Raw genomic sequence first — 24,652 nt, 5'->3', positions numbered from 1 at the left:
GGTGCTCCTGCTCGTCCGTGAGATGGGTGGGCCGATCGGCGGACGCGCTCGCGCGACGGTGCACCTGGCGGTCGGGGACCACGGGTGGCGGGCGGAGCGGCGCCGCATTCGAAGCCGATCCTATGGCGTCGGCTGACCTAGGCTTGAGGAATGTCCGACGTTCAGAGCAGCCCCCGCACCACCGCCGTCGAGTTCTGGTTCGACCCGTCCTGCCCCTGGGCGTGGATGACCTCCCGCTGGGTCGACGAGGTCGCCCGCCATCGCGACCTCGACATCACCTGGAGGGTGATGAGCCTGGCCGTCCTCAACGAGGACAAGGCCGACGACCCGAACTTCGCCGCGTTCCTCCCGCGCGCGCTCCGGTTCACGCGCCTCGTCGCCGCGGTCGAGGCCGAGCACGGAGCCGAGCACGTCAAGCCGCTGTACGACGCCCTCGGCACGCGGATCCACCTCCGCGACCAGAAGGACGCCGACGTCGTGATCCCGGAGGTGCTGGCCGAGCTCGGCCTCCCCGCCGAGCTCGCCGAGACCAGCCGCACCGACCGCTACGACGAGCCGATGCGCGCCAGCCACTTCGACGGCATCGAGCGCGTCGGCCAGGACGTCGGCACGCCCGTCATCGCGGTCGACGGCGTGGCCTTCTTCGGCCCCGTCATCTCGCCCGCGCCGAAGGGCGAGGAGGCCGTGAAGCTGTGGGACGGCGTCGTCGCCGTGGCCGGCTACCCGGGCTTCTTCGAGATCAAGCGCTCGCGCACCGTCGGCCCCATCTTCGACTGACCCACCCGTCGCGCGCGCGGCGGCCGGACGCTCACGGGCGTCCGGCCGCGGCGCGTCCGGCACCGCCCGCGCCGCGGGCACGACGCCGCCTGGGCGGCAGGAGGAGTGCACGATGCGCATCCACATCGCGACCGACCACGCGGGCCTCGACTTCTCGAGGTTCCTCACCGACCACCTGACCGAGGCCGGGCACGACGTCGTCGACCACGGCCCCACCTCGTACGACGCGCTCGACGACTACCCGTCGTTCTGCATCCGCGCGGCTCGGGCCGTCGTCGCCGACCAGCGCGACGGCACCACCGCGCTGGGCGTCGTCTTCGGCGGATCGGGCAACGGCGAGCAGATCGCCGCCAACAAGGTCGAGGGCGCGCGCGCGGCGCTCGTCTGGAACCTGTCGACCGCCGTGCTCGCGCGCCAGCACAACGACGCCAACGTGATCTCGATCGGCGCGCGTCAGCACACGGTCGAGGAGGCCACGGCCTTCATCGACGCCTTCATCGCGGAGCCGTTCTCCGCCGAGGAGCGGCACGCGCGCCGCATCGCCCAGCTCGCCGAGTACGAGACGACGGGGGCCATCGCCGGTCACCCCGTCACCGACTAGGCCGCCGTGCCCGAGGGGCATTCGATCCACCGGATCGCGAAGCAGTTCGAGGCGCACTTCGTGGGCGACGTCGTGCAGGCGTCCTCTCCGCAGTTTCGGTTCGCGGAGGGCGCCGCCGTCCTCGACGGCCGGCGGCTCCTCGCCGCGAAGGCGGTGGGCAAGCAGATGTTCCTCGAGTTCGACGGCGACGTCTGGCTGCGCGTGCACCTCGGCCTCTACGGCGCGTGGGACTTCGCGGGCGACGTGTCGACGCTCAACCGGATGGGGCAGAACGGGATGCGCGGCGACGTGCCCGTGGACGACCGCGTCGACGACGCGCCCGTCGACTCCGACGCGGAGGACTCGCTCACGAGCATCGGGGCGCCCCGTCGCGCGCGCCTGCGCATGGCCGAGCAGGAGAAGGTGCACGACCCGTTCTCCGCCGAGGCGTGGCCGCCGGAGCCCGTGGGCCAGGTGCGCGTGCGCCTGCTCACCGAACGCGCGGTGGCGGATCTCCGCGGTCCGACCGCGTGCGTCGTCGCGAGCCCCGATGAGGTGCAGCAGGCCATCGACAAGCTGGGGCCGGACCCGCTCGTCGACGGCGGCAAGCGCTCCGAGGACCGGTTCACGGCGACCGTGCGGAAGAAGCCCACCGCCATCGGCCTGCTGCTCATGGACCAGGCCGTCGTCAGCGGGATCGGCAACGTGTACCGCGCCGAGCTGCTGTTCCGGGCCCGGCAGAACCCGCACACGCCGGGACGCGACGTGCCCGAGGACGTCGTGCGCGGCCTGTGGCGCGACTGGTCGAAGCTCCTCCGCAAGGGCGTCGAGGTCGGTCAGATGATGACCATGGACGGCCTGCGGGGCACGAAGCTCGACGCGGCGCTCCGCAACCGCGCGGACCGGCACTGGGTCTATCACCGCGAGGGGCTGCCGTGCCGCGTCTGCGGCACGAACGTCGTGATGGAGGAGGCCGCCGGCCGGAAGCTGTACTGGTGCCCGTACTGCCAGGCATGACGCGCGCCGGGGACGGAACGGCCGTCGACGGCTGACCCGCCGCCGGCACGACGGAGGGGCCCGGATCCGATCGGATCCGGGCCCCTCGACCGTCGCGGCGGGCGTCGCGGGTGGCGCTACTCGCTGATGTGGGCGAAGAGGAACCAGCGGTCCTTCTCGAGCCCGCGGGCGATCTCGATGGCGACGTCCTGGCTGTTGACGTCGATGTCGCCCAGCTCCTGCACGGCGCGGTTGACGAGCTCCATGGTCGCGTCGATCTGGGCGATGACCTCGGCGATGGTGGCGCTCGACGGGCGGAAGCCCGGCGTGAGGGCGGCGGTGGTGGTGGACGCCGCGACCGTCTCGATGCGCGCGTCGATCGGCAGGCCGAGGGCGACGACGCGCTCGGCGGCGGTGTCCGCCCAGTCCTGCGCGTGGGAGACGAGGACGTCGAGGAACTCGTGCACGCCGATGAAGTTGGCGCCGCGGACGTGCCAGTGGGCCTGCTTGCCGTTGACGGCGAGAGCCTGCAGGTTGACGACGACGGGGCTGAGGAACTGCGCGACCCCGGCGGCGACGTCGGCGGATGCGGAGCTGGTGGGGACGTGGACGGTGTCGGTCATGGGTTCTCTCCTCGAGCGGCGATGCGGGTCTGCGGGCTGCGGACGATGCCGCCAATCTCGCGCATACCGACGCGGCCCGCAAGCAAGCTGAGGCATGGCTTACCGGGTCGCGAGCGGGGATCGGCCCGCGGCGTCCCCCGGTCAGCGGAGCGAGGAGACACGGGCCGCCATGCCCTTCACGTCCCGGATGCGCTGCTCGTAGCGGGCCGCGACCGCGATGAGGACGACGCCGCCGATCCCCGCCCACGCCCACCAGGGCACCGTGGAGGAGGCGACCCGGATCCAGGGCCAGAGCTGGGCGATCGCGTGGAGGAGCAGCACGACGGCGCCGATGAGGAACGGCGCGCGGAGCCTCAGGCGCGCTCCCGCGAGCAGCGTCGCGAGCGCCAGGATCCCGAGGCCGACGATGCGCCAGGCGGGGCTCGGCCCGAGATCCGCGAGAAGCGGGGGGACCAGCAGGACGAGGAGCCCGGGAGCGAGGTGCGGCATGCTGCCGGCGGACGGGTCGTGCACGAGGCGTCGGGCGCCGACGACGAGGAGCGCGGCGGCGACGGGCACGCTCACGGTCTCCACCGGAGCGGCCGCGCCCGTGGCGACGAGGACGACGCCCACGACCCCGCCGATGATGATCGCTGCCAGCGCGAGCACCCGGTCGTGCAGCGGGGGTGCGGTGTCGCGGCGGATCACGGCGGTGTCCGCATCGGCCATCGCCGACGTGCGTCGGGACGGCGAGCAGGCGAGGTGGATCGCCGCGATGAGGCCGACGAGGATGGCGGAGCGGGGACCGGCGTCGTGCATGCCCTCGGCGTGGGCGCGGAGGATGCCCGCCGCCCCCGCGGACCCGGCACCGGCCAGCGCGACCAGCATTGCGACACGGGGCAGGAGGCGGACGACGGCGTCGCCCGTGACGGCCGCGGCGGGGATCACGGTGCCCCGGGACGCGTCATCGCCACGGCCCTCGTGGGGCTCCGCCTCGCGTGCGGGCAGGAGCCCCACGGCGAGCACGAGGACGGCGGCGGCCGCGAGCGTCCAGAGGTCCGTGCGCCCGAAGGTGGCCGGCTCGAACGCGTCCAGCTGCCCGACGGTCCTCCCGAATCCGACGAGCGGGACGGCGATCCCCGCGGCCGCGGCAGTCGCGAGGAGGAGGGGCCGCGCGGGGGAGTCGGCGCCGCGCAGGGCGGCCGCCGTCACGAGCAGCGCGACGCCCGCGGCGGCCCCGAGCGCGAGCGCGCGGACGGGCGACCCCGTCCACGACGCGACGGCCGTGGGGAGGGCGGCGAGGAGGAGGGCGCCGAGGAGGACGGGCGCCGCGCCGGTGGCCCGGGCGGTCACCGGCGCCGCTCCGTTGCGGCCACCGAGCATCCCGCGGTGGAGGGCCGCGGCCACGACGAGCATCACGCCGGCCGGCGGGAGGACGTACGGCTCGACGGCATCGACGCCGCCCCGGCCGAGCGCGACCCACAAGCCGGCGGAGCCGAGGAGGAGGGCGAGCCAGCCCACGTGTCGCCGCGCGCGGGACTCCGACGTGGTGGAGGCGACGAGCACGGCCACCCCGGACAGGAGCAGGGCGACGGGCAGCCCGGCGCCATCGGAGACGGCTCCGACCGCGATGGTGACGACCACGAGGACGCTTGTCGCGGCGTCCGGTGCGTGCCGGAGGAGGCCGTGCACCGTCGCGGACGACGTCGCTGCGACGTCGGTGGGAGCCGGGTTCCTCAGGCGATCGGCGGCGCCCACGGCGGACACGAGGACGGCGACGATCACGGGGACGGCCAGGGTCGCGGGATCGACGGACGCGTATCCGCCCCGCAGCGCGAGGAGCGCCACCACGACGGCGCCGAGGAGCCCCACCGCGGCGGATGCGGCGAGCACGCGACGGTGCACGGAGCGGAGGACGAGGAGCACGCCGGCTCCCGCCACGAGGGCGACGCTCGCGACGAGCGGACGGACGACGCCGTCGCCGGAGCCGACGGACGCGCTGAGCACGACGGCGACGAGCGCGCTGGTGCCCACCCACGCGGATCCGGCGACGCGCACGTCCGCCGGGCCGCGGGCACCGCGCAGGACGAGCACGCCGCCCGCGACGAGCAGCGCCGCCGAGATCGCGAGCTGCAGGTCGATGGCGGATTCGCGGCCGAGGGTCCCGGCGGCGAGGCGCAGCGCGCGCGTGCCGCCGACGACCAGGAGACCGATGCCGCCGCCGATCGCGACGGCGCGCAGCAGCGGGCGCACGGGTGCGGCGGCACCTCGCAGCACCACGGCGGCGCCCAGGGCCAGCGCCGCGCAGATCCCGGTCAGGATGTAGGGGCGGAGCACGTCGTCGGGACGACCGACGGCGGCGAGGGGGATGACTGCCGTCAGGATGCCCGCGAGGGTCAGCGCCGAGACGCCGCGGCGCACCCGGGGCCCGACGGCAGATCCGCGCGCCGATCCCCACCCGGATGCGACTCCGTCGACCCGCACCGCCGCGCGGTGCAGCAGCGCGGCGAGGAGGAGCAGCGCACCCGCGACCGGCAGCCAGTAGGCCTCCGACGAGGTGGTGCCTCCCGCCAGCAGCCGCGACCAGAGCGCGGCGACACCAAGGGCGAGCGCCGTCCACCCCCATGCGCGGCGGGCGCTGCGCGACAGGAGCAGCCCGTCGTGCGCGATGGAGAGGGCGAGCGCCGTGCCCGCGAGGAGCACGAGCGGGATCCAGAGGAGCTCGCGCGCCTCTCGGGTGGGATCGAAGGACACGGCCACGAGCAGCGCGCCGGTCGCCACCGAGACCGTGCCCGCGTCGAGGGCGACGCGCAGGGCACGGGACGCGATCCGGTAGCCGAGGAGGGCGGCGACGCCGGCGAGGAGCCCGACCGCGGCCGGCAGGATGCCGTGTGGTGCCTCGCCGCGTTCGACGAGGGCACCGGCGGTGAGGACCGCGAGCAGCAGCGACGGGGTCACCAGGGCGGCGGTCGTGAGCCGCCACCGACGCAGCGCAGTCGTTCCCGGAGGCACCGGGGCGGCCGGCGCCTCGTCATCGTGCGTCGCCCGCCGGGGCAGCGCGACGCGTCGGACCCCGCCCACGGTCCACGCCACGAGCCCCGCCACGAGGAGCGCCTGCGCGGCGATGGACCACACGGGGGCTGCGGTGAGTGCCCCGCCCACGTGATCCGCGCCGACGACCGCGACGACGACCGCCGCGAGGCACGCGGGGACCAGGAGCGTCGCGAGCAGGGACCGTCGCCGCACGCCCGGGCGCCCCGGGAGGGCACCGGCCACGAGGACGACGAGCGCGGACGCCAGCAGCACGAGCACGACGGGATCCGCGCCCGCGTGGAGCGCGCTCGTGAGGGGCGCGGTGGGGAGGATGCGGGCGGCGGTGAGCGAGGGCGCCAGGCCGCCCACGGCGACCAGGCCCGCGACCGCCGCCGCGGCCGTGGCGAGGCGCGTCGCGCCGTCGGTGCGCGCCGTGCGGGACGCCACGACGAGGAGCAGCACGACGACCGGCGTGGCCGCCCACCACGTGCCCGTGTCCGCCCAGGAGGCGGCCCAGCCGAGCGCGCCGGCCGCGACGGACAGGGCCACGAGCGGCGCCGCGGGGACCGCGGAGGAGAGGCCCGACCGCCGGGAGGAGACCCGCGAGGCGAGGGTGCCCGCGGAGGCGACGAGGTAGGCGGCGACCACGACGGCGACGGGACCGAGGGCGGGGATCGCGGCGACCAGGGCGGCGGCTCCTGTCCAGGCGAGGAGGGGCTGCCGGGCCGGGAGCCGGCGGCCGAGGAGCGCGGCGACGAGGGCGAGGACCCAGACCGCCACCAGCCCGAGCGCCGCCGCGCGGACGATGCCGGGCAGATCGTCGATGTCGCTCGTCCGGCCGAGGGCGACCACCGTGTCGTCGAGCGGCCCCAGCTCCCAGGCGGGGAGTCCCGCGACGAGGGCGGCCGTCACCCCGCCGAGCCCGCCGATCGCGGCCGGCAGTCCCGCGATGACGGCGACCGCCAGGGCGGCGATGGCGGCGACGCGCGCCGTCCCGGCCACCGCGCGGTCCGGCAGCCGACAGGCGGCCACGTCGAGGGCGGCAGCGGCGCACACCGCCGCCACGAGCTGCGCGCAGACCGTGAGGAGCGCGGGGCCCCCTGCGAGCGCCGTCACCGGCAGGGCGGCCGCGGCTGCCACGCCCGCGACGACGGCGGCGAGGACGCGCAGGGGATCCGAGGGCGGCGCATGCGGCTCCGCCGGCGTCGCGGCGTCGGCACCGGCCGACGGGGCGTCCGCGGTGCGGTCGGAGGCCGATGGGAACGGCGCGTCGCCGGCGGCCCCGGTCTCGGCGGCGGCTGCGTCCGGATCCGCGAGGCGGAGCGCGTCGCCGGAGCCCTGTCGGGCGAGCGCCCACGCGTGGGCGCCGCTGGCCAGGGCGGCCACGAGCAGCGGGAGCACGGGGACCGCGTCGGGGGCGAGCGCGCTGAGGGCGCCGGCGACGAGGGCGGCGGCCGCGGCGGCCACTCCCACCACCCGCAGGATCCTGCGCTCGAGCGCCTCGGGGAGCGCGCGTGATCGCGACGGGGGCGCCGCGTGCACGAGGGCCACGGCGGAGGCCGCCGCCAGCGCGAGCGCCGTGCGGGTGCCGGAGTCCGACGACGGCACGGCGCCGACGAGCAGGCCGGCGCCCACGGAGAGCCCCGCCCAGCCGGCGATGCCCGCGCCGCGGATCCGGAGGAGCGGCCGGAGCGCGAGGAGAGCCGCGGAGACGACGAGCGTCCCGACCCCGAAGTGCACGAACGGGTCGTCGGAGCCCGCTCCCGCCAGGTCGTAGGACCGCACGGCCCAGACGTCGAGGTGCAGCAGCACGACGCCCACCACGCCGACGGCCTCCGCCGTGCCGGGAAGCCGACGCCGGGCGAGGACAGCCGCCGCCGCGAGCGCGGCCAGGGTGACGGCCGCGGTGATCGCCGCTCGGACGACCAGCCCGTAGGTGACGAAGGCATAGACCACGTAGAAGACGGCCGCGACCGAGAGCAGCACGACGCCGACGGCGAGCAGCACGGCGGGGACGCTGATCCGGCGCCGGGCCGCCGCGGGCGCGCGAGGGACGGGCGGGACGGGCGGGACGGGCGTCGGGTTCCGGGCCGGCTCCCCGTGCGGCGGGGGAGCGACCGGGGACGGCGCCGCGACCGCGGACGGCGCCGCCGTGGAGCCGCTGGGCGTCGAAGCGGGCGCGGGGTCCGGGAGCCGGGGGACGAGCACGTCGCGTGCCGCCTGCGCCGCGGCTGCGGCACCGGCGGCCGCGCGGCTGCGCGCGGCGGCATCGCTCCACCGCCGCATCTCGTCGAGGAGGCGATCCCGCTCGGCGATCGCGTCGACCACGCGATGCGACGCGTCCAGGAGCGCGGCGGCGTCGGGCGCGCGGACGTCGAGGCCGCAGCGCCCGCAGACGAGCGCGCCCAGCGGCGCGAAGCAGTCGGGGCACAGATCCGTGCGCAGGAGGTCGTCCGGTCGCTCGGCCCAGTGCCGCGGACCGATCCCCGGACCCCGTGCGTCGTCCTCGACCATGCAGCCCCCCGAGCTCGCCCGTTGCGGAAGCTCCCAGGCTATCCACGGACCAGGACGCTAGCGGGCCGACGGGCGGCATGCGACAGGTCGCCCCGAACGGGGGAGGGAGCGCGCGACGACGCGTATGTGGAGGGAGGAGATAAGACGCGGCACGACCGCGGTGGAGGGGATGACGGGAATCGAACCCGCGTGATCAGTTTGGAAGACTGAGGCTCTACCATTGAGCTACATCCCCGCGACGCCGGAGCCACCGCCCCCGAGGGGCCGTGCGCCGGATGCGCGGGATCCAGCGTAGCGCAGCCTCCCGTGGCCGGTGACCAGGGCCCGGCACGAGTCGGATAGGCTGTGCCACGGTCGGATCGGCTTCCGCGCGCCTGCACGAAGAAGGGGCACGGCGCCCGCCTCGACCGAGGGAATGCGTGGCAGCCGGGGCGTAGCGTAGTGGCTAGCGCGTCCGCTTTGGGAGCGGAAGACCGCAGGTTCGAGTCCTGTCGCCCCGACCACATCCCCGACGACGAAATGCCGTCTCAGCCGAGGCGCGTACCGCGATTACAGGAGAACTCCACACGTGAAGACCACGGTCGAAAAGCTGAGCCCCACGCGCGTCAAGCTCGCGATCTCTGCCACCCCCGAAGACCTGAAGCCGCACATCGACCACGCTTACGGCCACATCGCCGAGCAGGTCGCCATCCCCGGCTTCCGCAAGGGCAAGGTGCCGCCGCCCATCATCGACCAGCGCGTCGGTCGCGAGGCCGTGCTGGAGCACGCCGTCAACGACGGCATGGACGGCTTCTACCAGGCCGCCGTGAAGGAGACGGACATCCGTCCCCTCGGGCGCCCCGAGGCCGACGTCAAGGAGTGGCCCGGCAAGGACCTCACCGGCGACCTGCTCCTCGAGATCGAGGTGGACGTCCGCCCCGACTTCGACCTGCCCGCCTACGAGGGCCTCGAGCTCACCGTGGACTCCGTCGAGGTCACCGACGACGAGGTCGGCACCGAGCTCGACAGCCTGCGCAGCCGCTTCGGCACGCTGATCACGGTCGACCGCCCCGCCAAGACCGGTGACTTCGTCCAGATCGACCTCACCGCCACGATCGCCGGCAACGCCGTCGACACCGCGAGCGGCATCTCCTACGAGCTCGGCTCCGGCGACCTCATCGACGGCATCGACGAGGCCCTCGAGTCCCTCACCGCCGGCGAGAGCACCACGTTCGAGTCGAAGCTGCTCGGCGGCGACAACGAGGGCGAGACGGCGGAGATCGCCGTCACCGTCCAGTCCGTCAAGGAGCGCGAGCTGCCCGAGGCCGACGACGACTTCGCGCAGATCGCCAGCGAGTTCGACACCATCGACGAGCTGCGCGCGGACCTCAAGGTCCAGGTCGGCAAGTCGAAGGTCTTCGGCCAGGTCACCCAGGCCCGCGACCAGATCGTCGACAAGCTCCTCGAGGGCGTCGAGATCCCCGTGCCCGAGAAGCTCGTGGATGACGAGGTGCACCGCCACCTCGAGAACGAGAACCGCCTCGAGGACGACGTGCACCGCGCCGAGGTCAAGGAGTCCAGCGAGAAGGCCTTCCGCCAGCAGCTGCTCCTCGACGTCATCGCCGAGAAGGAGGAGCTGAAGGTCAGCCAGGACGAGCTGACCCAGTACCTCATCCAGGGCGCGCAGCAGTACAACATGGAGCCGAACGAGTTCGTCCAGGTGCTGCAGCAGAACAACCAGATCCCCGCCATGGTCGGCGAGGTCGCGCGCAACAAGGCCCTCGCGGTCGTGCTCGACAAGGCGAAGGTCGTGGACGCGGACGGCAAGGTCGTCGACGTGACCGAGTTCACGCAGCCCGTCGTGCGCGACGCGGACGCCGTGTCCGAGGAGCCCGCGGACGCGGACGCCGAGGCCGTCGCGGCCGACGCCCCGGCGGAGGAGGCCACCGAGGCACCCGCTGCCGAGGAGGCTCCCGCCGAGAAGCCGAAGAAGAAGGCACCGGCGAAGAAGAAGGCCGCCGAGAAGGCCGCCGACTCCGAGTAGTCGCCACCTGCCGACCGCCTGCGCGGTCGGCATCACGAGGGCCCGGGGAGCGCACGCTCCCCGGGCCCTCGTGCGCGTGGCGGCCGCGCACTCCGCCCGCGGCGAACACGGGCGTAGGGGCGGATCCGCTCCGATAGATTCATGACTCGAAGCGACGAATGAATGGGAGCTCGAACAATGGCCGAACCGACACTGGTACCCGGTGTTTTTGACCGACTGCTGAAGGACCGCATCATCTGGCTCGGATCCGAGGTCCGCGACGACAACGCGAACGAGATCTGCGCGAAGATCCTGCTGCTGGCGGCGGAGGACACCGAGAAGGACATCTTCCTCTACATCAACTCGCCCGGCGGTTCGGTCACCGCCGGAATGGCCATCTACGACACCATGCAGTTCGTCCCCAACGACATCGTCACCGTCGGGATCGGAATGGCCGCCTCCATGGGCCAGCTGCTGCTCACGAGCGGCACGCAGGGCAAGCGGTACATCACGCCGAACGCGCGTGTGCTCATGCACCAGCCGAGCGGAGGCTTCGGCGGCACCTCGAGCGACATCCAGACCCAGGCCCAGCTCATCCTCGCGATGAAGCACCGGCTCGCGGAGATCACCGCCCGCCAGACCGGCAAGACCGTCGAGCAGATCAACGAGGACGGCGACCGCGACCGCTGGTTCACCGCCCAGGAGGCGCTCGAGTACGGCTTCGTCGACCACATCCGCGAGTCCGCGACCGACGTCGTCGGCGGCGGCGGCACCGAGACCTCCTAGAGCCCGCGACAGAAGAGACAGGCAGAGAAGAAGAACATGGAACTCCCCACCTTCGGCGGCGCCCGCGGCGCCGGCTCCACCGCCACGAGCCCGTCGTCGCGGTACATCCTCCCCAGCTTCGAGGAGCGCACGGCCTACGGCTACAAGCGCCAGGACCCGTACGCCAAGCTCTTCGAGGACCGCATCATCTTCCTCGGCGTCCAGGTCGACGATGCGTCGGCCGACGACGTCATGGCCCAGCTGCTCGTGCTCGAGTCGATGGACCCCGACCGCGACATCGTCATGTACATCAACTCGCCCGGCGGCTCGTTCACGGCCATGACGGCGATCTACGACACGATGCAGTACGTCTCGCCGCAGATCCAGACGGTGTGCCTCGGCCAGGCGGCCTCGGCCGCCGCCGTCCTGCTCGCGGGCGGCGCCCCCGGGAAGCGCCTCGCGCTGCCCAACGCGCGCGTGCTCATCCACCAGCCCGCCACGGGCGAGTCCAGCGGCGGACAGGCGTCCGACATCGAGATCCAGGCGGCGGAGATCATGCGGATGCGCTCCTGGCTCGAGGACACCCTCGCGACGCACACCAACCGCGACCGCGACCAGATCAACCGCGACATCGAGCGCGACAAGATCCTCGGCGCGGACGAGGCGCTGGAGTACGGACTCATCGACCAGGTGCTCACCTCGCGCAAGAACCTGACGGCGGCGATCCCCGCGCGCTAGGCCCGCACGGACGGAGGGGCGGTCGGCATCAGCCGACCGCCCCTTCGTCATGCGCCCGTCAGATCACGCGGCGGGTGCCTCCAGCTCGCCGCGCTCGACCGCCTCCCGCTCGAGCTCCCGCACGATCGGCAGGATCTGCGTGCCGAACTGGTCGATGTCCTCGAGGTAGTGCAGGAAGCCGAGGAGCAGCAGGTCGACCCCGCGCTTGCGGTACTCGACCATGCGGCGCGCGATCTGCTCGGGGGTGCCGATGAGGCCCGTGCGGAACCCGTCGTTGTACTGCACGAGGTCCCGGAAGGTCGAGTCCGACCACATGCCCTTGCCGTCGCCGGTCGACGCGCCCGCCTGCTTCACGGCCTGGCGGAACCCCTCGACCGCGTCGGGGTTCGCCTTGGCGATGATCTCCTCGAGCACGTCCTGCGCCTCCTGCTCGGTGTCGCGCGCGATGACGAAGCCGTTGAGGCCGAACTTGACGCGCTCGGCGCGGCCGGCCGCACGGGCGGATGCCAGGACGTCGCGGCGCTGCTCCTCGAAGCCGGCGTAGTCCTTGCCGTTGGAGAAGTACCAGTCGGTGACCCGTCCGCCCATCTCGCGGGCGTCGGTGCTGTTGCCGCCCATGAAGATCTCGGGGTGCGCGCGCCCGGGGACGTCGACGGGCGGCGGCTTGAGGGTGAAGTCGTGGATCCGGTAGAAGTCCCCGAGATGCGTGAAGTCCTTCTCGGTCCAGAGGCCGCGGAGCACGCGGATGAACTCCTCGGTGCGGCGGTAGCGCTCCCCGTGCTCGAGCCACGGCTCGCCGAAGCCCACGAACTCGTCCTTGAGCCAGCCGGACACGACGTTCACCGCCGCGCGGCCGTGCGACATGTGGTCGGCCGTGATGATCCACTTGGCCAGCACGCCCGGGTGCCAGAGCCCCGGGTGCACGGCGGCGATGACCTTGAGCCGCTCGGTCGCGAGCAGCAGGCCGAGGGAGAACGAGGTGGACTCGTGCTGCTGGTCGGCGCCGTAGGACGCGGCGTAGCGCACCTGGCTCAGCGCGTAGTCGAAGCCGCGCTGCTCCGCGAGCTGCGCGACGCGGACGTTGAAGTCGAAGTCGAAGTGGGTGCGCTGCTCGATGTCGCTCGTCACGAGGCCGCCCGAGACGTTCGGGACCCAGTAGGCGAAGGACAGCGCGTCGGGGGATGCGGTGGCGGTGTTCTCGGTCATGCGGACATGGTGGGGTCGCACGCTGGGCCGGACCCCGAGTGTTGCGCCGTGTGACGGCGGATGGCCGCATGATGGCATGCGACGGGCCGTGGCCCCCGTGGTCCGGGCGATGTCCCATGCACGCGTTAGGCTCGTGGCACACCGCACGACATCCGGGGAGGGTTCCATGGCACGCATCGGCGAGAGCGCGGATCTGCTCAAGTGCTCCTTCTGTGGGAAGAGCCAGAAGCAGGTCCAGCAGCTGATCGCGGGACCGGGCGTCTACATCTGCGACGAGTGCGTGGAGCTCTGCAACGAGATCATCGAGGAGCGCCTGGCCGAGGCCAGCGAGGAGACCACGGGCGAGTTCGAGCTGCCCAAGCCAAAGGAGATCTTCGGCTTCCTCGACGAGTACGTCATCGGGCAGGAGGCCGCCAAGCGCGCGCTGTCCGTCGCGGTCTACAACCACTACAAGCGGGTCAGGGCCGTCAGCACCATCGGGCCGGCGGAGACCGTGGGCGACGAGATCGAGATCGCCAAGAGCAACATCCTCCTCATCGGGCCCACCGGCTGCGGCAAGACCTACCTCGCGCAGACCCTGGCGAAGCGGCTCAACGTGCCCTTCGCGGTGGCCGACGCGACGGCGCTCACCGAGGCGGGCTACGTGGGCGAGGACGTGGAGAACATCCTCCTCAAGCTCATCCAGGCCGCCGACTACGACGTGAAGCGCGCCGAGACCGGCATCATCTACATCGACGAGGTCGACAAGATCGCGCGCAAGGCGGAGAACCCCAGCATCACGCGCGACGTGTCGGGTGAGGGCGTGCAGCAGGCGCTGCTCAAGATCCTCGAGGGCACGGTCGCCTCGGTCCCGCCGCAGGGGGGACGCAAGCACCCGCACCAGGAGTTCATCCAGGTCGACACGACCAACGTGCTGTTCATCGTCGCGGGCGCCTTCGCCGGGCTCGAGGACATCATCAGCCAGCGCGCGGGCAAGAAGGGCATCGGCTTCGGCGCCCCGCTGCACCGCAAGGACGTGAACGCCGACGTGTTCGGCGAGGTCCTCCCGGAGGACCTGCACAAGTTCGGCCTCATCCCCGAGTTCATCGGGCGCCTCCCCGTCGTCACCACGGTCACGCAGCTCGACCAGCGGGCGCTCATGGAGATCCTCACCAAGCCGCGCAACGCGCTCGTGCGCCAGTACCAGCGCATGTTCGAGCTCGACGGCGTCGAGCTGGAGTTCGAGCAGGGCGCCCTGGAGTCGATCGCCGACCTGGCCGTCCTCCGGCAGACGGGTGCCCGCGGGCTCCGCGCCATCCTCGAGGAGGTGCTCGGGCCGATCATGTTCGACATCCCCTCGGACGACGAGGTGGGCCGCGTGGTCATCACCCGCGAGTCGGTCGTGCAGAACGCCGCGCCCACCATCGTGCCGCGCGCCTCCATGCTCCGCGCGGAGAGGTCCGCCTGAGCCGACCGGACCACCGGCTCACGACGCGAGCGCCGCACCCCTGAGGGGCGCGGCGCTCTCGTCGTGCGGGGGACCCGATCAGTCGGCGAGGCCCCGCCGCTGGAGCAGCGGCTCGATCACGGCGTCGCGGCCGCGGAAGTCGCGGTAGGCCTCCAGGGGGTCCTTCGATCCGCCGACGCCCAGCAGCCGGGCGCGGAACCGGTCGCCGTTCCCGCGCGTGAGGCCGCCGTTCTCCCGGAACCACTCGACGGTGTCCGCGTCCAGCACCTCGCTCCAGATGTAGGAGTAGTAGCCGGCGTCGTAGCCGCCCGCGAAGGTGTGCTGGAAGTAGCTCGACGCGTAGCGGGGGAGGACGGCCGGGACGTCGAGGCCCACGGCGACGAGGGCCTCCGCCTGGAAGGCGTCGACGTCCTCGACCACGTCGTCGACGCCGATCCGGTGCCAGGCCTGGTCGAGGAGCGCGGCGCCCAGGTACTCGCTGGTGAGGAAGCCCTCGTTGAAGGCGGACGACGCCTGGACGGCGGCGACGAGATCGGCGGGCATCGGCTCGCCCGTCTCGTGGTGCACGGCGTAGGACGCGAGGATCTCCGGCCACAGCATCCACATCTCGTTCACCTGGCTGGGGAACTCGACGAAGTCGCGGAAGACGTTCGTGCCCGCGAAGCGCGGATAGGTCACGCGGGCGAAGAGGCCGTGGAGCGCGTGGCCGAACTCGTGGAACAGCGTGGTCGTCTCGTCGAAGCTGAGGAGCGTCGGCTGGCCGACGGGCGGCTTCGGCACGTTGAGGTTGTTCAGCACGACGGTGGGCGTGTCGAGGAGGGCGCTCTGGGAGATGAGCGGGTTCATCCACGCCCCGCCCCGCTTCGAGTCGCGCGTGTGGAGGTCGAGCACGTACAAGCCGACCTCGGACCCGTCCTCGTCGCGCACCTCGAATACGCGCGCGTCGGGGTGGTACGCCGGGAGGTCGGCGCGCTCGGCGAAGGTGACGCCGTAGAGCGCCGTCGCGGCGCGGAACACGCCGTCGCGGAGGACGCGCTCCGCCTCGAGGTACGGGCGCATGCGCTCGGTGTCGACGTCGTACCGCTCCGTGCGCACCTTCTCGCTGTAGAACGCCCAGTCCCAGGCGGCGAGCTCGAACGTCGGCTCGCCGCGCTCCTCCTGCGTGCGGTCGATCACGCGCTGCAGCTCGACGGCCTCGGCGCGGGCGTTGCGGGCCGCCGCCGGCGCGAGCCGGCCGAGCATGTCGGCGACGGCCTCGGGGGTCCGCGCGGTCTGGTCCGCGGTCACGGCGGCGGCGTGGCTCGGGAAGCCGAGGAGGGCGGCGCGCTGGGCCCGGAGGCGGGTGATCTCGAGCACGAGCGGGCGGTTGTCATGCGCGTTCGGCCGGGATCCCCGGGCGAGCGACGCCTCCATGATCCGCTGGCGAAGGCCCCGGTCCGTCAGCTGCGAGAGGTACGGGTGGCCGGTCGGCAGCACCAGGGTGATGAGGTGCTTCCCGTCGAGCCCGCGGTCGGCGGCCGCCTGCGCGGCGGCGGCGACGGCTCCCGATCCGAGGCCGTCGAGCTCCGCCGGGTCGTCCACGACGACCGCGAGGTCGTTCGTGTCCTCGAGCAGCTGGGACTCGAAGCGCGTGGTGAGCACGGACAGGCGTCGGTTGAGGTCGCGGAGGCGGCCCTTCGCGTCGTCGTCGAGGCCGGCGCCCGCGATCGTGAACTCGGCCAGGTAGCGCTCGACGAGGTACACGGACTCGGCGTCCAGGCCAGAGTCGTGGCGCGCGTCGTGGACGGCGCGGATGCGGGCGTAGAGCGCGGAGTCGAGGCGGATGGCGTCCTCGTGCGAGGCGAGCTCGGGGGCGATCTCGGCCTCGAGCTCGCGGGTGAAGGGGGAGCTGTCGGAGGACGTGAGGGTGAAGAAGACGTGGCCGACGCGGTCGAGGATCCGGCCGGACCGCTCGAGCGCGACGAGCGTGTTCTCGAACGTCGGCGGCTCGGTCTCGTCCGCGATGGCGCGCACCTCGGCGAGGTGCTCGGCGATCCCCGCCTCGAACGCGGGGCGGAAGTGCTCCTCGCGGATGTCGTCGAAGGGGGGCATGCCGTACGGGAGGGTACTCGGTTCGAGGAAGGGGTTCGAGGGCGTCGTCATACAGCGAGCCTAGGCCGGGCGCCGACCTAGGCTCAGAGGGTGAAGAGCGAGCGATACACCCACGGCCACCACGAGAGCGTCCTCCGCGTGCACAGCGCGCGGACCGTCCGGAACTCCGCCGCCTACCTCGAACCCCACCTCCATACGGGGCTCGACGTGCTGGACGTGGGGAGCGGTCCCGGGACCATCACGGTGGAGCTCGCCGACATCGTCGCGCCCGGCCGCGTGGTCGGCCTCGACATGTCGGAGGAGGTCGTGCGCCAGGCCGGTGAGCTGGCGGCGGCGCGGGGCACGGCGAACGTCGAGTTCGTCACGGGATCCGTCTACGAGCTCCCCTACGCCGACGCGTCCTTCGACGTGGTGCACGCGCACCAGGTCCTCCAGCACGTCGGCGACCCCGTCCGCGCGCTGGCGGAGATGCGCCGCGTCACGCGCCCCGGCGGGCTCGTGGCGGCGCGCGACGTCATCTACTCGAAGGTGGCGCTCCACCCCGAGTCCGACGGGCTGCGGCTCTGGGCCGACGTCTACCTGCCCGTCCACCGCGCGAACGGCGGCGAGCCCGATGCGGGATCCCGTCTCAAGGCGTGGGCGCGGGAGGCCGGCTTCACCGAGATCGCGTCGAGCGCGTCGGTGTGGTGCTTCTCGTCGGACGAGGAGCGCGCCTGGTGGGGCGGTGCCTGGGCCGACCGCGCGGTCGCGTCGTCGTTCGCCGGCCAGGCCCGCGAGGGCGGGTTCGCGACGGACGACGACCTGCAGGCCATCCGCGCCGGCTGGCAGGTGTGGGCCGCGGACGTCGACGGCTTCTTCGCGATGCCGCACGGCGAGATCCTCGCCCGACGGTGACCGCTCAGTCGTCGAAGGGGTCGTCCGTCGACTCGCCGGGGATCGTGATGGTCGCCGCGTCCTCGATCGGGTCGTAGCGGATCACGGTGCCGTCGTCGAGCTCGACGACCGGCTTCCGCTCGAGCCAGGTGAGCGTCCAGCGCCACGCGGTCGTGTCGGCCTCGAGGGCCGCCACGTCGGACTCGACGGTCTTCACGGCGAGGAGGACGACCTCGGGCAGGTCGACCGGGGCGGAGCCGCCGACGGGCCAGCGGGTGCCGAGCTGCATCAGACGTCCTGCTCGTAGGTGACCCACGTGGTGCGGCGGGCGACCCGGTCGTAGAGGCGCTGGGCGTCCGCGTTGTCCTCGGCGGTGATCCACCTGAGCATGCTCGCGCCGTCGCGACGCCCGACCTCGGCGACGGCGGCGATGAGCTGCTCGCCGACGCCCTGGCGGCGCGAGACCTCGCGCACGTACAGGTCGTCGACGAGGAGGCCGTCGGTGCCGCGCGCCAGGCGCGCGAAGCGGTGGAAGTGCGCGAGGCCCACGAGGGCGCCCTCGTGCGCGTCGTCGACGGCGACGAGCGCGGAGCTCGCGTGCCCCTCGTCGGTGAGGTGGCTCCAGGCGAGCACGGCCGCCTCGTCCGTGAGCTCGGTGCCGTAGAACTCGGCGTAGCCCGCGAACAGGTCGAACCAGGGGAAGAAGTCGCCGTCGCGGACGGGACGGATCGAGATGGTCATGCGCGGTTCTCCTCGGGCTGCTCGGCGGGGGCGAGCGTGATGCGGGTGACGGCGGGTCCGTCCCCCTCGGTGAAGGTCAGGTCGGTGATGCGGCCCACGGCGCGGAGGTCCCGCGCCACGAGCTCGAGCGAGCGGATGTCCTCGGGCGAAGCGGAGACCACGGCCTCCGCCACGGGCGTCTTCTGCGAGGCCTTCGCGTCGGTCTTGGCGCGGCGGATGCCCACGAGCGCCCGGCCGGCGAGGGCCAGCAGCCGCGGGTCGGCCATGCCGCCGGTGGCCGGGGCGGCGGGGGCCGGCGGGGTCGGCCACGCGGCGGTGTGGATCGAGCCGTCGTGCGACCAGCTCCACGCCTCCTCGGCCGCGAACGGCACGAAGGGCGCGAACAGGCGCAGGAGGACGTCGAGGGCCTCGCGGAGGGCGGCGACCGCGGATCCCCGGTCGGCCGGGTCGGCGTCGGCCGAGTAGGCGCGGTCCTTGACGAGCTCCAGGTAGTCGTCGCAGAAGGTCCAGAAGAAGCTCTCCGTGACCTCGAGCGCCCGGGCGTGGTCGTACTCCTCGAGCGCCGTCGTCGCGGTCTCGACGACCTCGGCGAGGGCGGCGAGCATGCCGACGTCGATGGCGTGCGTCGCCGTCGCGCCCTCCGGCGCCTCGAACGAGAGGATGAACTTCGCGGCGTTCAGCACCTTGATCGCGAGCCGGCGGCCGATCTTGATCTGCGTCGGGTTCTGCGGGTCCATGGCGGCGTCGACGCCGAGGCGCGCGGACGCGGCCCAGTAGCGCACCGCGTCGGAGCCGAACTGCTCGAGCGTGGCGGCCGGGGTCACGACGTTGCCCTTCGACTTCGACATCTTCTTGCGGTCGGGGTCGAGGATCCAGCCGGAGATGGCGGCGGTCTTCCACGGGGCGGTGCCGTGCTCGAGCTCGGCGCGGAGGACCGTGGAGAAGAGCCACGTGCGGATGATGTCCTGGCCCTGAGGGCGCATGGAGAACGGGAAGACGAGGTCGAACAGCTCCGGGTCGCGCTCCCAGCCGCCGGCGAGCTGCGGGGTGAGCGAGGAGGTGGCCCAGGTGTCCATGACGTCGAGCTCGCCCTGGAAGCCGCCCGGGACGCCGCGCTGGTCCTCGGTGTAGCCGGGGGCGGGATCGGACGACGGGTCAACGGGCAGCTGGTCCTCCGATGGCGTGATGGCCTTCGCGAACTCGGGGTTGCCGTCGGCGTCGAGCGGGTACCAGACGGGCAGCGGCACGCCGAAGAAGCGCTGGCGCGAGACGAGCCAGTCGCCGTTGAGGCCGCCGACCCAGTTCTCGTAGCGCACGCGCATGAAGTCGGGCACGAACCCGATCTCGCGGCCGCGGCCGATGAGGCCCTGGCGCAGCTCCTCGTCGCGGCCGCCGTTGCGGATGTACCACTGACGGGTCGAGACGATCTCGAGGGGCTTGTCGCCCTTCTCGTAGAACTTCACGGGGTGGGTGATCTTGCGCGGCTCGCCGAGGAGCTCGCCGGACTCCGTGAGGAGCTCGACCACGGCGGCCTTCGCGGAGAAGACCGTCTTGCCGGCGAGGGCGGCGTACGCCGCGCGGCCGGCGTGCGACGTGATGGCGGCGGGCGCCTCGGAGACGATGCGGCCGTCGAAGCCGACGATCGCGCGGTTCTCCAGCTGCAGCTCGCGCCACCAGACGACGTCGTTCAGGTCGCCGAAGGTGCAGACCATGGCGATGCCGGATCCCTTGTCGGGCTGGGCGAGGTGGTGCGCGAGCACGGGCACCTCGACGCCGAAGACGGGCGTCGTGACGGTCGTGCCGAACAGGCCCCGGTAGCGCTCGTCATCGGGGTGCGCCACGAGCGCGACGCAGGCGGCGAGGAGCTCGGGGCGCGTGGTGTCGATGATCACGTCGTCGCCGCCCGCGCGGTGGAACGCGAGGCGGTGGTAGGCGCTCGGCTGCTCGCGGTCCTCGAGCTCGGCCTGCGCGACCGCGGTGCGGAACGTGACGTCCCACAGGGTGGGGGCGTCGGCCTGGTAGGCCTCGCCGCGGGCGAGGTTCCGGAGGAACGCGCGCTGCGAGGCGACCTGCGCCTCGGCGCCGATCGTGCGGTAGCTCTGGCGCCAGTCGACGCTGAGGCCGAGCGTGCGGAAGAGGTCCTCGAACTGCTTCTCGTCCTCCTCCGTGAGGCGCTCGCACAGCTCGATGAAGTTGCGGCGCGAGATCGGCTGCTGGTCGCCGGGCTTCGAGGTGCCGCCGGTCTCGGCCGGCTGGTACGCGGGGTCGTAGGGGAGCGTCGGGTCGCAGCGCACGCCGTAGAAGTTCTGGACGCGGCGCTCGGTGGGCAGGCCGTTGTCGTCCCAGCCGAGCGGGTAGAAGACGCTCTCGCCGCGCATGCGGCGGTAGCGGGCGATGACGTCGGTGTGCGTGTAGCTGAAGACGTGGCCGATGTGGAGGGATCCGCTCGCCGTGGGCGGCGGGGTGTCGATGGAGAAGACGGTGCCGGCCGCCGCGCGCTCTCGGTCGAACTCGTACGTGCCGTCGGCCTGCCAACGGGCGCCCCACGTGGCCTCGAGGCCCTCGAGGGCCGGCTTGTCGGGGACCCGGGCGACCTGACCAGTCGCCCCCTGCGCGGTGTCCGGACGTCGTTCGTCAGCCATGCGTGCTCCGGTTCCCTCGATGTGGACGGCACCGTGTCGATGGTGAGGTGCCTTCTGTGCGGGGTTCACGCTACCGGATGGGGGCGCGGAGGCCGGATGCGGGGGCGGCGGGGCCCCGCGCATCCGGCCTCGCGGGCTAGGCCGTGTCGCCCGCCCTGGCCTCGCGGAACGCCCGGCGCATCCGCTCGAGCCGGGCCGTCAGCTCCGCCGGCACCCGGCCGTCGAAGCGGGCGAAGTGCGCGTCCACGGCGTCGAGCTCCTCGAGCCAGGGCGCGGGATCGAGCGACAGGAGCTCGTCGAGCGCGCCCGCGTCGAGGTCGAGCCCGGCGACGTCGAGGTCCTCGGGCACGGGCAGTCCGCCGACCGGCGTCGGCCGGACGGGCACGCGGTCCTCCAGGCGCCGGGCGATCCACTCGAGCACGCGGGCGTTCTCGCCGAATCCGGGCCAGAGGAAGGAGCCGTCCTCGCCCTTCCGGAACCAGTTGACCTGGAAGACGCGGGGCGCGCCGTCGCCGAGTCCCCGTCCGACCTCCAGCCAGTGCCGCCAGTGGTCGGCCATGTCGTAGCCGCAGAACGGCTGCATCGCGAAGGGGTCGTGGCGGAGCTCGCCGACCCGGCCCTCCGCGGCGGCGGTCTGCTCCGAGGCCATCGTGGCCCCGACGAAGACGCCGTGCTCCCAGTCGTCCGCCTCTGCGACGAGCGGGACGTTCGTCGCGCGCCGCCCGCCGAACAGGATCGCGTCGACGACGACGCCGTCGGGGTCGTCCCAGTCGTCCGCGAGCGACGGGCACTGCTCCAGGCCCACGGTGAACCGCGCGTTCGGGTGCGCGGCGGGGGTCCCGGATCCGGGCGACCAGGGCTGCCCCCGCCAGTCGACGAGCCCCGCGGGCGGCGTCGGGGTCATGCCCTCCCACCACACGTCGCCGTCGGGGCGGAGGGCGACGTTCGTGTAGATCGCGTTGCCCCAGATCGTGGACATGGCGACGGGGTTCGTGGCCTCGCCGGTGCCGGGCGCCACGCCGAAGAGGCCGCGCTCGGGGTTGACGGCGCGCAACCGTCCCTGCACGTCCGGGCGGAGCCACGCGATGTCATCGCCGAGCGTCTCGACGGTCCACCCGGGGATCGTCGGGGTGAGCATCGCGAGGTTCGTCTTGCCGCACGCCGAGGGGAACGCGGCCGCGACGTGGAAGCGCCGGCCCTCGGGGCTCGTGATCCGGATGAGCAGCATGTGCTCCGCGAGCCAGCCCTCGTCGCGGGCCATCACGGAGGCGATGCGGAGCGAGAAGCACTTCTTGCCGAGGAGCGCGTTGCCGCCGTAGCCCGAGCCGAACGAGACGATCTCGCGCTCCTCGGGGAAGTGGCAGATGCGCTTGTCGGCGTTGTGCGGCCACGGGACGTCGGCCGTGCGGCGCCCGGAGCCGTCCACGAGCGGCGCCCCGAGGCCGTGCAGCGCGCGGACCCACGCGGTGTCCGGGCCGATCAGGCGGAGCGCGTCGTCGCCCATGCGCGTCATGAGCGCCATGCTCGCGACGACGTAGGGGCTGTCGGTGATCTGCACGCCGAGCTGCGAGATCGCGCCGCCGAGCGGGCCCATGGAGAACGGGACGACGTAGAGGGTGCGGCCGCGCATGGATCCGGCGAAGAGCGCGCCCAGCTCGGCGCGCGTCCGACCGGGGTCGCGCCAGTTGTTCGTGGGGCCCGCGTCGGCGGGGTCCTCCGAGCAGATGAAGGTGCGGTCCTCGACGCGCGCCACGTCCGCCGGGTCGCTGCGCGCGAGGAAGCTGTGCGGACGCCACTCGGGGTTGAGGCGGATGAGCGTGCCGGCGTCGACCATCTCGCGCGTGAGGCGGTCGTACTCGGCGACGCTGCCCGTGCACCACACCACCCGGTCGGGGAGCGTGAGCCGGGCGACCTCGGCGACCCACTCCGCGATGCGGGGGTCGCGGCAGCGCGCGGGGGCGGCCGCGCCGGGCGGGAGCGGTCGGGGGTCGGGGGGCGTGGTGCCCGCCCCTGTGCCGGTGCCGGGCCGGCTGCCGCGGGGGCGGTCGGCGGTGAGCGGGGGTGCGTCCTGGATGCTGGTCATGTCGGTCCGTCCTCGTCGATCGGTCTGTTGTTCCAGCCTGCGACCCGTCAGGATGGTGTTCGGGGATCCGCGCGCGTGAAGAAGGACGGATGTTCACAGAGAGGTGAATCCATGGAACAGCTCGTCATCGGCCGGCGCATCCGGCACGCGCGGAAGGCCGCCGGGCTCACGCTGCAGGCGCTGGGGGAGCGGGCGGGGATCCTGCCGAGCCAGCTCAGCATGATCGAGAACGGCCGGCGCGAGACGCGGCTCTCGACCCTCGGGCGCATCGCGGCGGCGCTCGGCGTGGACGTCACCCACCTGCTCGCGGCCGACGCGCCGGACGCGCGGTCGGCCCTCGAGATCGAGCTCGACCGCGCGCAGCGCTCGTCGCTGTACGGCTCGCTCGGGCTCCCGGCGGTCCCGGCGAGCAGGGCGCTCCCGCAGGAGACGCTGGAGGCGCTCGTGGGGCTGCATCGCGAGCTCGCCCGCCGCGCACGCGAGTCGATCGCGACGCCCGAGGAGGCCAGGCGGGCGAACACCGAGCAGCGGCTGATGATGCGCGAGCGCCACAACCACATGCCCGGCATCGAGGAGCTGGCCGAGCGGATGCTGGCCGACGTCGGCCACCGCAGCGGCGCCCTGTCGCACCGCAGCGTCAGCCGCATGGCCGAGGGCCTCGGCTTCGAGCTCATCTACGTCGACGACCTGCCGCGGTCCACGCGCTCGGTCACCGACCTCGGGGAGGGGCGGATCTACCTGCCGCCCGCGTCCATCCCCGGCGGCCACGGCCTCCGGTCGATGGCGCTGCAGGCGATGGCGCACCGCGTGCTGGGCCACGAGGAGCCCGCGAGCTACGCCGACTTCCTGCGCCAGCGGCTGGAGATCAACTACTTCGCGGCCGCCTGCCTCATGCCGCTCACCCAGTCGGTCGCGTTCCTCGCCGAGGCCAAGGCCCGCCGCGACCTCGCGGTGGAGGACTTCCGCGACGCGTTCGGCGTGACGCACGAGGCGGCCGCGCTCCGGCTCACGAACATCAGCACCACGCACCTCGACCTCCGCGTGCACTTCCTGCGCGTCGGCGGCGACGGCGCGGTCTACAAGGCCTACGAGAACGACGGGCTCCCGCTGCCCGTCGACGTCACGGGCGCCGTCGAGGGCCAGCCGGTGTGCCGCGAGTGGGCGGCGCGCGGCGCGTTCGACCGCACGAACCGCACGACCGAGTTCCACCAGTACACGGACACGCCCGCCGGGACGTTCTGGTGCTCGACGCAGACCGGGTCCACGACCGAGGGCGAGTACTCGATCTCCTTCGGCGTGCCGTTCGCGCACGCGAAGTGGTTCCGGGGGCGCGAGACCACGGCGCGCAGCGTGTCGCGGTGCCCGGACGAGTCGTGCTGCCGCCGCGCGGATCCGGAGGACGCCGGCCGCTGGCGCGACCGCGCGTGGCCGAGCGCGCGGCTGCACGCGCACATCCTCGCGCCGCTGCCGCGCGGGTCGTTCCCCGGGGTCGACGACCGGGAGCTGTACGCGTTCCTCGACCGGCACGCGGGGGCCTGACGCGGGCGCCCGGACGCCGGACG

At 73.4% G+C, this 24,652-nt stretch carries 17 protein-coding genes and 2 tRNA genes; 10 read left to right on the top strand and 9 right to left on the bottom strand.

The features are described 5' to 3' along the window. Positions 1-150 precede the first annotated feature (150 nt). From ITJ44_RS02015 to ITJ44_RS02005, 3 genes are all read left to right on the top strand, one after another. Positions 151-777, top strand: a complete 627-nt coding sequence (locus ITJ44_RS02015) for a DsbA family protein (RefSeq protein WP_194633110.1) — start codon at positions 151-153, stop codon at positions 775-777. A gap of 112 nt (positions 778-889) precedes the next feature. After that, positions 890-1,378 carry a ribose-5-phosphate isomerase gene (locus ITJ44_RS02010; RefSeq protein ID WP_194633109.1) on the top strand — a complete coding sequence of 163 codons (489 nt, stop codon included), beginning with the start codon at positions 890-892 and terminating at the stop codon, positions 1,376-1,378. A 6-nt stretch (positions 1,379-1,384) separates the two neighbouring features. After that, positions 1,385-2,374 (top strand): DNA-formamidopyrimidine glycosylase family protein, encoded by a 990-nt coding sequence (locus tag ITJ44_RS02005; protein ID WP_194633108.1) that lies wholly within the window; start codon positions 1,385-1,387, stop codon positions 2,372-2,374. Between the two features lie 116 nt (positions 2,375-2,490). On the opposite strand, the gene ITJ44_RS02000 is transcribed toward ITJ44_RS02005, so the two are convergent. The 3 genes from ITJ44_RS02000 to ITJ44_RS01990 all read right to left on the bottom strand — a co-directional run bounded on the left by ITJ44_RS02000 (position 2,491) and on the right by ITJ44_RS01990 (position 8,737). Then, on the bottom strand, positions 2,491-2,976 hold the full coding sequence (locus ITJ44_RS02000; protein WP_194633107.1) for a Dps family protein: 486 nt from the start codon (positions 2,974-2,976) through the stop codon (positions 2,491-2,493). A gap of 141 nt (positions 2,977-3,117) precedes the next feature. Beyond that, positions 3,118-8,502, bottom strand: a complete 5,385-nt coding sequence (locus ITJ44_RS01995) for an SCO7613 C-terminal domain-containing membrane protein (protein WP_194633106.1) — start codon at positions 8,500-8,502, stop codon at positions 3,118-3,120. A gap of 161 nt (positions 8,503-8,663) precedes the next feature. After that, positions 8,664-8,737: transfer RNA gene (locus ITJ44_RS01990), tRNA-Gly, on the bottom strand. 192 nt (positions 8,738-8,929) lie between these two features. Here ITJ44_RS01990 and ITJ44_RS01985 point away from each other — a divergent pair. The 4 genes from ITJ44_RS01985 (at position 8,930) to ITJ44_RS01970 (ending at position 12,007) form a co-directional block, all read left to right on the top strand. Beyond that, positions 8,930-9,005, top strand: a tRNA-Pro gene (locus ITJ44_RS01985). Positions 9,006-9,070: 65 nt separating this feature from the next. Then, positions 9,071-10,525 carry a trigger factor gene (gene tig / locus ITJ44_RS01980; RefSeq protein ID WP_194633105.1) on the top strand — a complete coding sequence of 485 codons (1,455 nt, stop codon included), beginning with the start codon at positions 9,071-9,073 and terminating at the stop codon, positions 10,523-10,525. A 177-nt stretch (positions 10,526-10,702) separates the two neighbouring features. Next, on the top strand, positions 10,703-11,290 hold the full coding sequence (locus ITJ44_RS01975) for an ATP-dependent Clp protease proteolytic subunit (protein ID WP_194633104.1): 588 nt from the start codon (positions 10,703-10,705) through the stop codon (positions 11,288-11,290). A 36-nt stretch (positions 11,291-11,326) separates the two neighbouring features. Beyond that, entirely contained in the window at positions 11,327-12,007 is a 681-nt protein-coding gene (locus tag ITJ44_RS01970; RefSeq protein WP_194633103.1) for an ATP-dependent Clp protease proteolytic subunit, read from the top strand. Between the two features lie 63 nt (positions 12,008-12,070). Here the strand turns inward: ITJ44_RS01970 and sfnG are convergent, their stop codons facing one another. Further along, on the bottom strand, positions 12,071-13,213 hold the full coding sequence (gene sfnG / locus ITJ44_RS01965; protein ID WP_194633102.1) for a dimethylsulfone monooxygenase SfnG: 1,143 nt from the start codon (positions 13,211-13,213) through the stop codon (positions 12,071-12,073). A gap of 166 nt (positions 13,214-13,379) precedes the next feature. Here sfnG and clpX point away from each other — a divergent pair, with 166 nt between their 5' ends. Then, positions 13,380-14,660: an ATP-dependent Clp protease ATP-binding subunit ClpX gene (gene clpX / locus ITJ44_RS01960; RefSeq protein ID WP_194633101.1), complete on the top strand. Its 1,281-nt coding sequence runs from the start codon at positions 13,380-13,382 to the stop codon at positions 14,658-14,660. A gap of 78 nt (positions 14,661-14,738) precedes the next feature. Here clpX and ITJ44_RS01955 read toward each other — a convergent pair whose 3' ends face one another. Continuing rightward, on the bottom strand, positions 14,739-16,802 hold the full coding sequence (locus ITJ44_RS01955) for a M3 family metallopeptidase (protein ID WP_194633100.1): 2,064 nt from the start codon (positions 16,800-16,802) through the stop codon (positions 14,739-14,741). A 39-nt stretch (positions 16,803-16,841) separates the two neighbouring features. On the opposite strand from ITJ44_RS01955, the gene ITJ44_RS01950 reads away from it, so the two are divergent. Beyond that, a complete protein-coding gene (locus ITJ44_RS01950; RefSeq protein WP_194633099.1) occupies positions 16,842-17,645 on the top strand; it encodes a methyltransferase domain-containing protein in 804 nt (267 codons plus the stop codon). Between the two features lie 4 nt (positions 17,646-17,649). On the opposite strand, the gene ITJ44_RS01945 is transcribed toward ITJ44_RS01950, so the two are convergent. From ITJ44_RS01945 to ITJ44_RS01930, 4 genes are all read right to left on the bottom strand, one after another. Further along, complete coding sequence (locus ITJ44_RS01945) at positions 17,650-17,913, bottom strand: hypothetical protein (protein WP_194633098.1); 264 nt, start codon at positions 17,911-17,913, stop codon at positions 17,650-17,652. Then, the gene (locus ITJ44_RS01940; RefSeq protein WP_194633097.1) at positions 17,913-18,365 is read right to left on the bottom strand and encodes a GNAT family N-acetyltransferase; all 453 of its coding nucleotides are present in this window, start codon (positions 18,363-18,365) and stop codon (positions 17,913-17,915) included. Before ITJ44_RS01940 ends, ITJ44_RS01945 begins: the two co-directional genes overlap by 1 nt. Beyond that, a complete protein-coding gene (gene valS, locus ITJ44_RS01935) occupies positions 18,362-21,007 on the bottom strand; it encodes a valine--tRNA ligase (protein ID WP_194633096.1) in 2,646 nt (881 codons plus the stop codon). Before valS ends, ITJ44_RS01940 begins: the two co-directional genes overlap by 4 nt. Before the next feature lie 136 nt (positions 21,008-21,143). After that, positions 21,144-23,090 (bottom strand): phosphoenolpyruvate carboxykinase (GTP), encoded by a 1,947-nt coding sequence (locus ITJ44_RS01930; protein ID WP_194633095.1) that lies wholly within the window; start codon positions 23,088-23,090, stop codon positions 21,144-21,146. Positions 23,091-23,201: 111 nt separating this feature from the next. Between ITJ44_RS01930 and ITJ44_RS01925 the strand changes: the two genes are divergently transcribed. Then, entirely contained in the window at positions 23,202-24,629 is a 1,428-nt protein-coding gene (locus ITJ44_RS01925) for a helix-turn-helix transcriptional regulator (RefSeq protein WP_194633094.1), read from the top strand. The last annotated feature ends 23 nt before the right edge of the window (positions 24,630-24,652 follow it).

Source organism: Clavibacter sp. VKM Ac-2873 (genome assembly GCF_015351075.1).
Classification (GTDB): Bacteria; Actinomycetota; Actinomycetes; order Actinomycetales; family Microbacteriaceae; genus Clavibacter.
The sequence above is the reverse complement of the archived record's forward strand: the minus strand, read 5'-3'. Positions and strand labels throughout refer to the sequence as shown.

What these genes read in the sequence shown, in the direction of transcription:
- ITJ44_RS01940 (WP_194633097.1), bottom strand. Translation starts at nt 18,365, where the DNA reads ATGACCATCTCGATCCGTCCCGTCCGCGACGGCGACTTCTTCCCCTGG.
- valS (WP_194633096.1), bottom strand. Translation starts at nt 21,007, where the DNA reads ATGGCTGACGAACGACGTCCGGACACCGCGCAGGGGGCGACTGGTCAG.
- clpX (WP_194633101.1), top strand. Translation starts at nt 13,380, where the DNA reads ATGGCACGCATCGGCGAGAGCGCGGATCTGCTCAAGTGCTCCTTCTGT.
- ITJ44_RS02015 (WP_194633110.1), top strand. Translation starts at nt 151, where the DNA reads ATGTCCGACGTTCAGAGCAGCCCCCGCACCACCGCCGTCGAGTTCTGG.
- ITJ44_RS02010 (WP_194633109.1), top strand. Translation starts at nt 890, where the DNA reads ATGCGCATCCACATCGCGACCGACCACGCGGGCCTCGACTTCTCGAGG.
- ITJ44_RS01945 (WP_194633098.1), bottom strand. Translation starts at nt 17,913, where the DNA reads ATGCAGCTCGGCACCCGCTGGCCCGTCGGCGGCTCCGCCCCGGTCGAC.
- ITJ44_RS01955 (WP_194633100.1), bottom strand. Translation starts at nt 16,802, where the DNA reads ATGACGACGCCCTCGAACCCCTTCCTCGAACCGAGTACCCTCCCGTAC.
- ITJ44_RS01930 (WP_194633095.1), bottom strand. Translation starts at nt 23,090, where the DNA reads ATGACCAGCATCCAGGACGCACCCCCGCTCACCGCCGACCGCCCCCGC.
- ITJ44_RS01995 (WP_194633106.1), bottom strand. Translation starts at nt 8,502, where the DNA reads ATGGTCGAGGACGACGCACGGGGTCCGGGGATCGGTCCGCGGCACTGG.
- ITJ44_RS01970 (WP_194633103.1), top strand. Translation starts at nt 11,327, where the DNA reads ATGGAACTCCCCACCTTCGGCGGCGCCCGCGGCGCCGGCTCCACCGCC.
- ITJ44_RS01925 (WP_194633094.1), top strand. Translation starts at nt 23,202, where the DNA reads ATGGAACAGCTCGTCATCGGCCGGCGCATCCGGCACGCGCGGAAGGCC.
- sfnG (WP_194633102.1), bottom strand. Translation starts at nt 13,213, where the DNA reads ATGACCGAGAACACCGCCACCGCATCCCCCGACGCGCTGTCCTTCGCC.
- ITJ44_RS02000 (WP_194633107.1), bottom strand. Translation starts at nt 2,976, where the DNA reads ATGACCGACACCGTCCACGTCCCCACCAGCTCCGCATCCGCCGACGTC.
- ITJ44_RS01975 (WP_194633104.1), top strand. Translation starts at nt 10,703, where the DNA reads ATGGCCGAACCGACACTGGTACCCGGTGTTTTTGACCGACTGCTGAAG.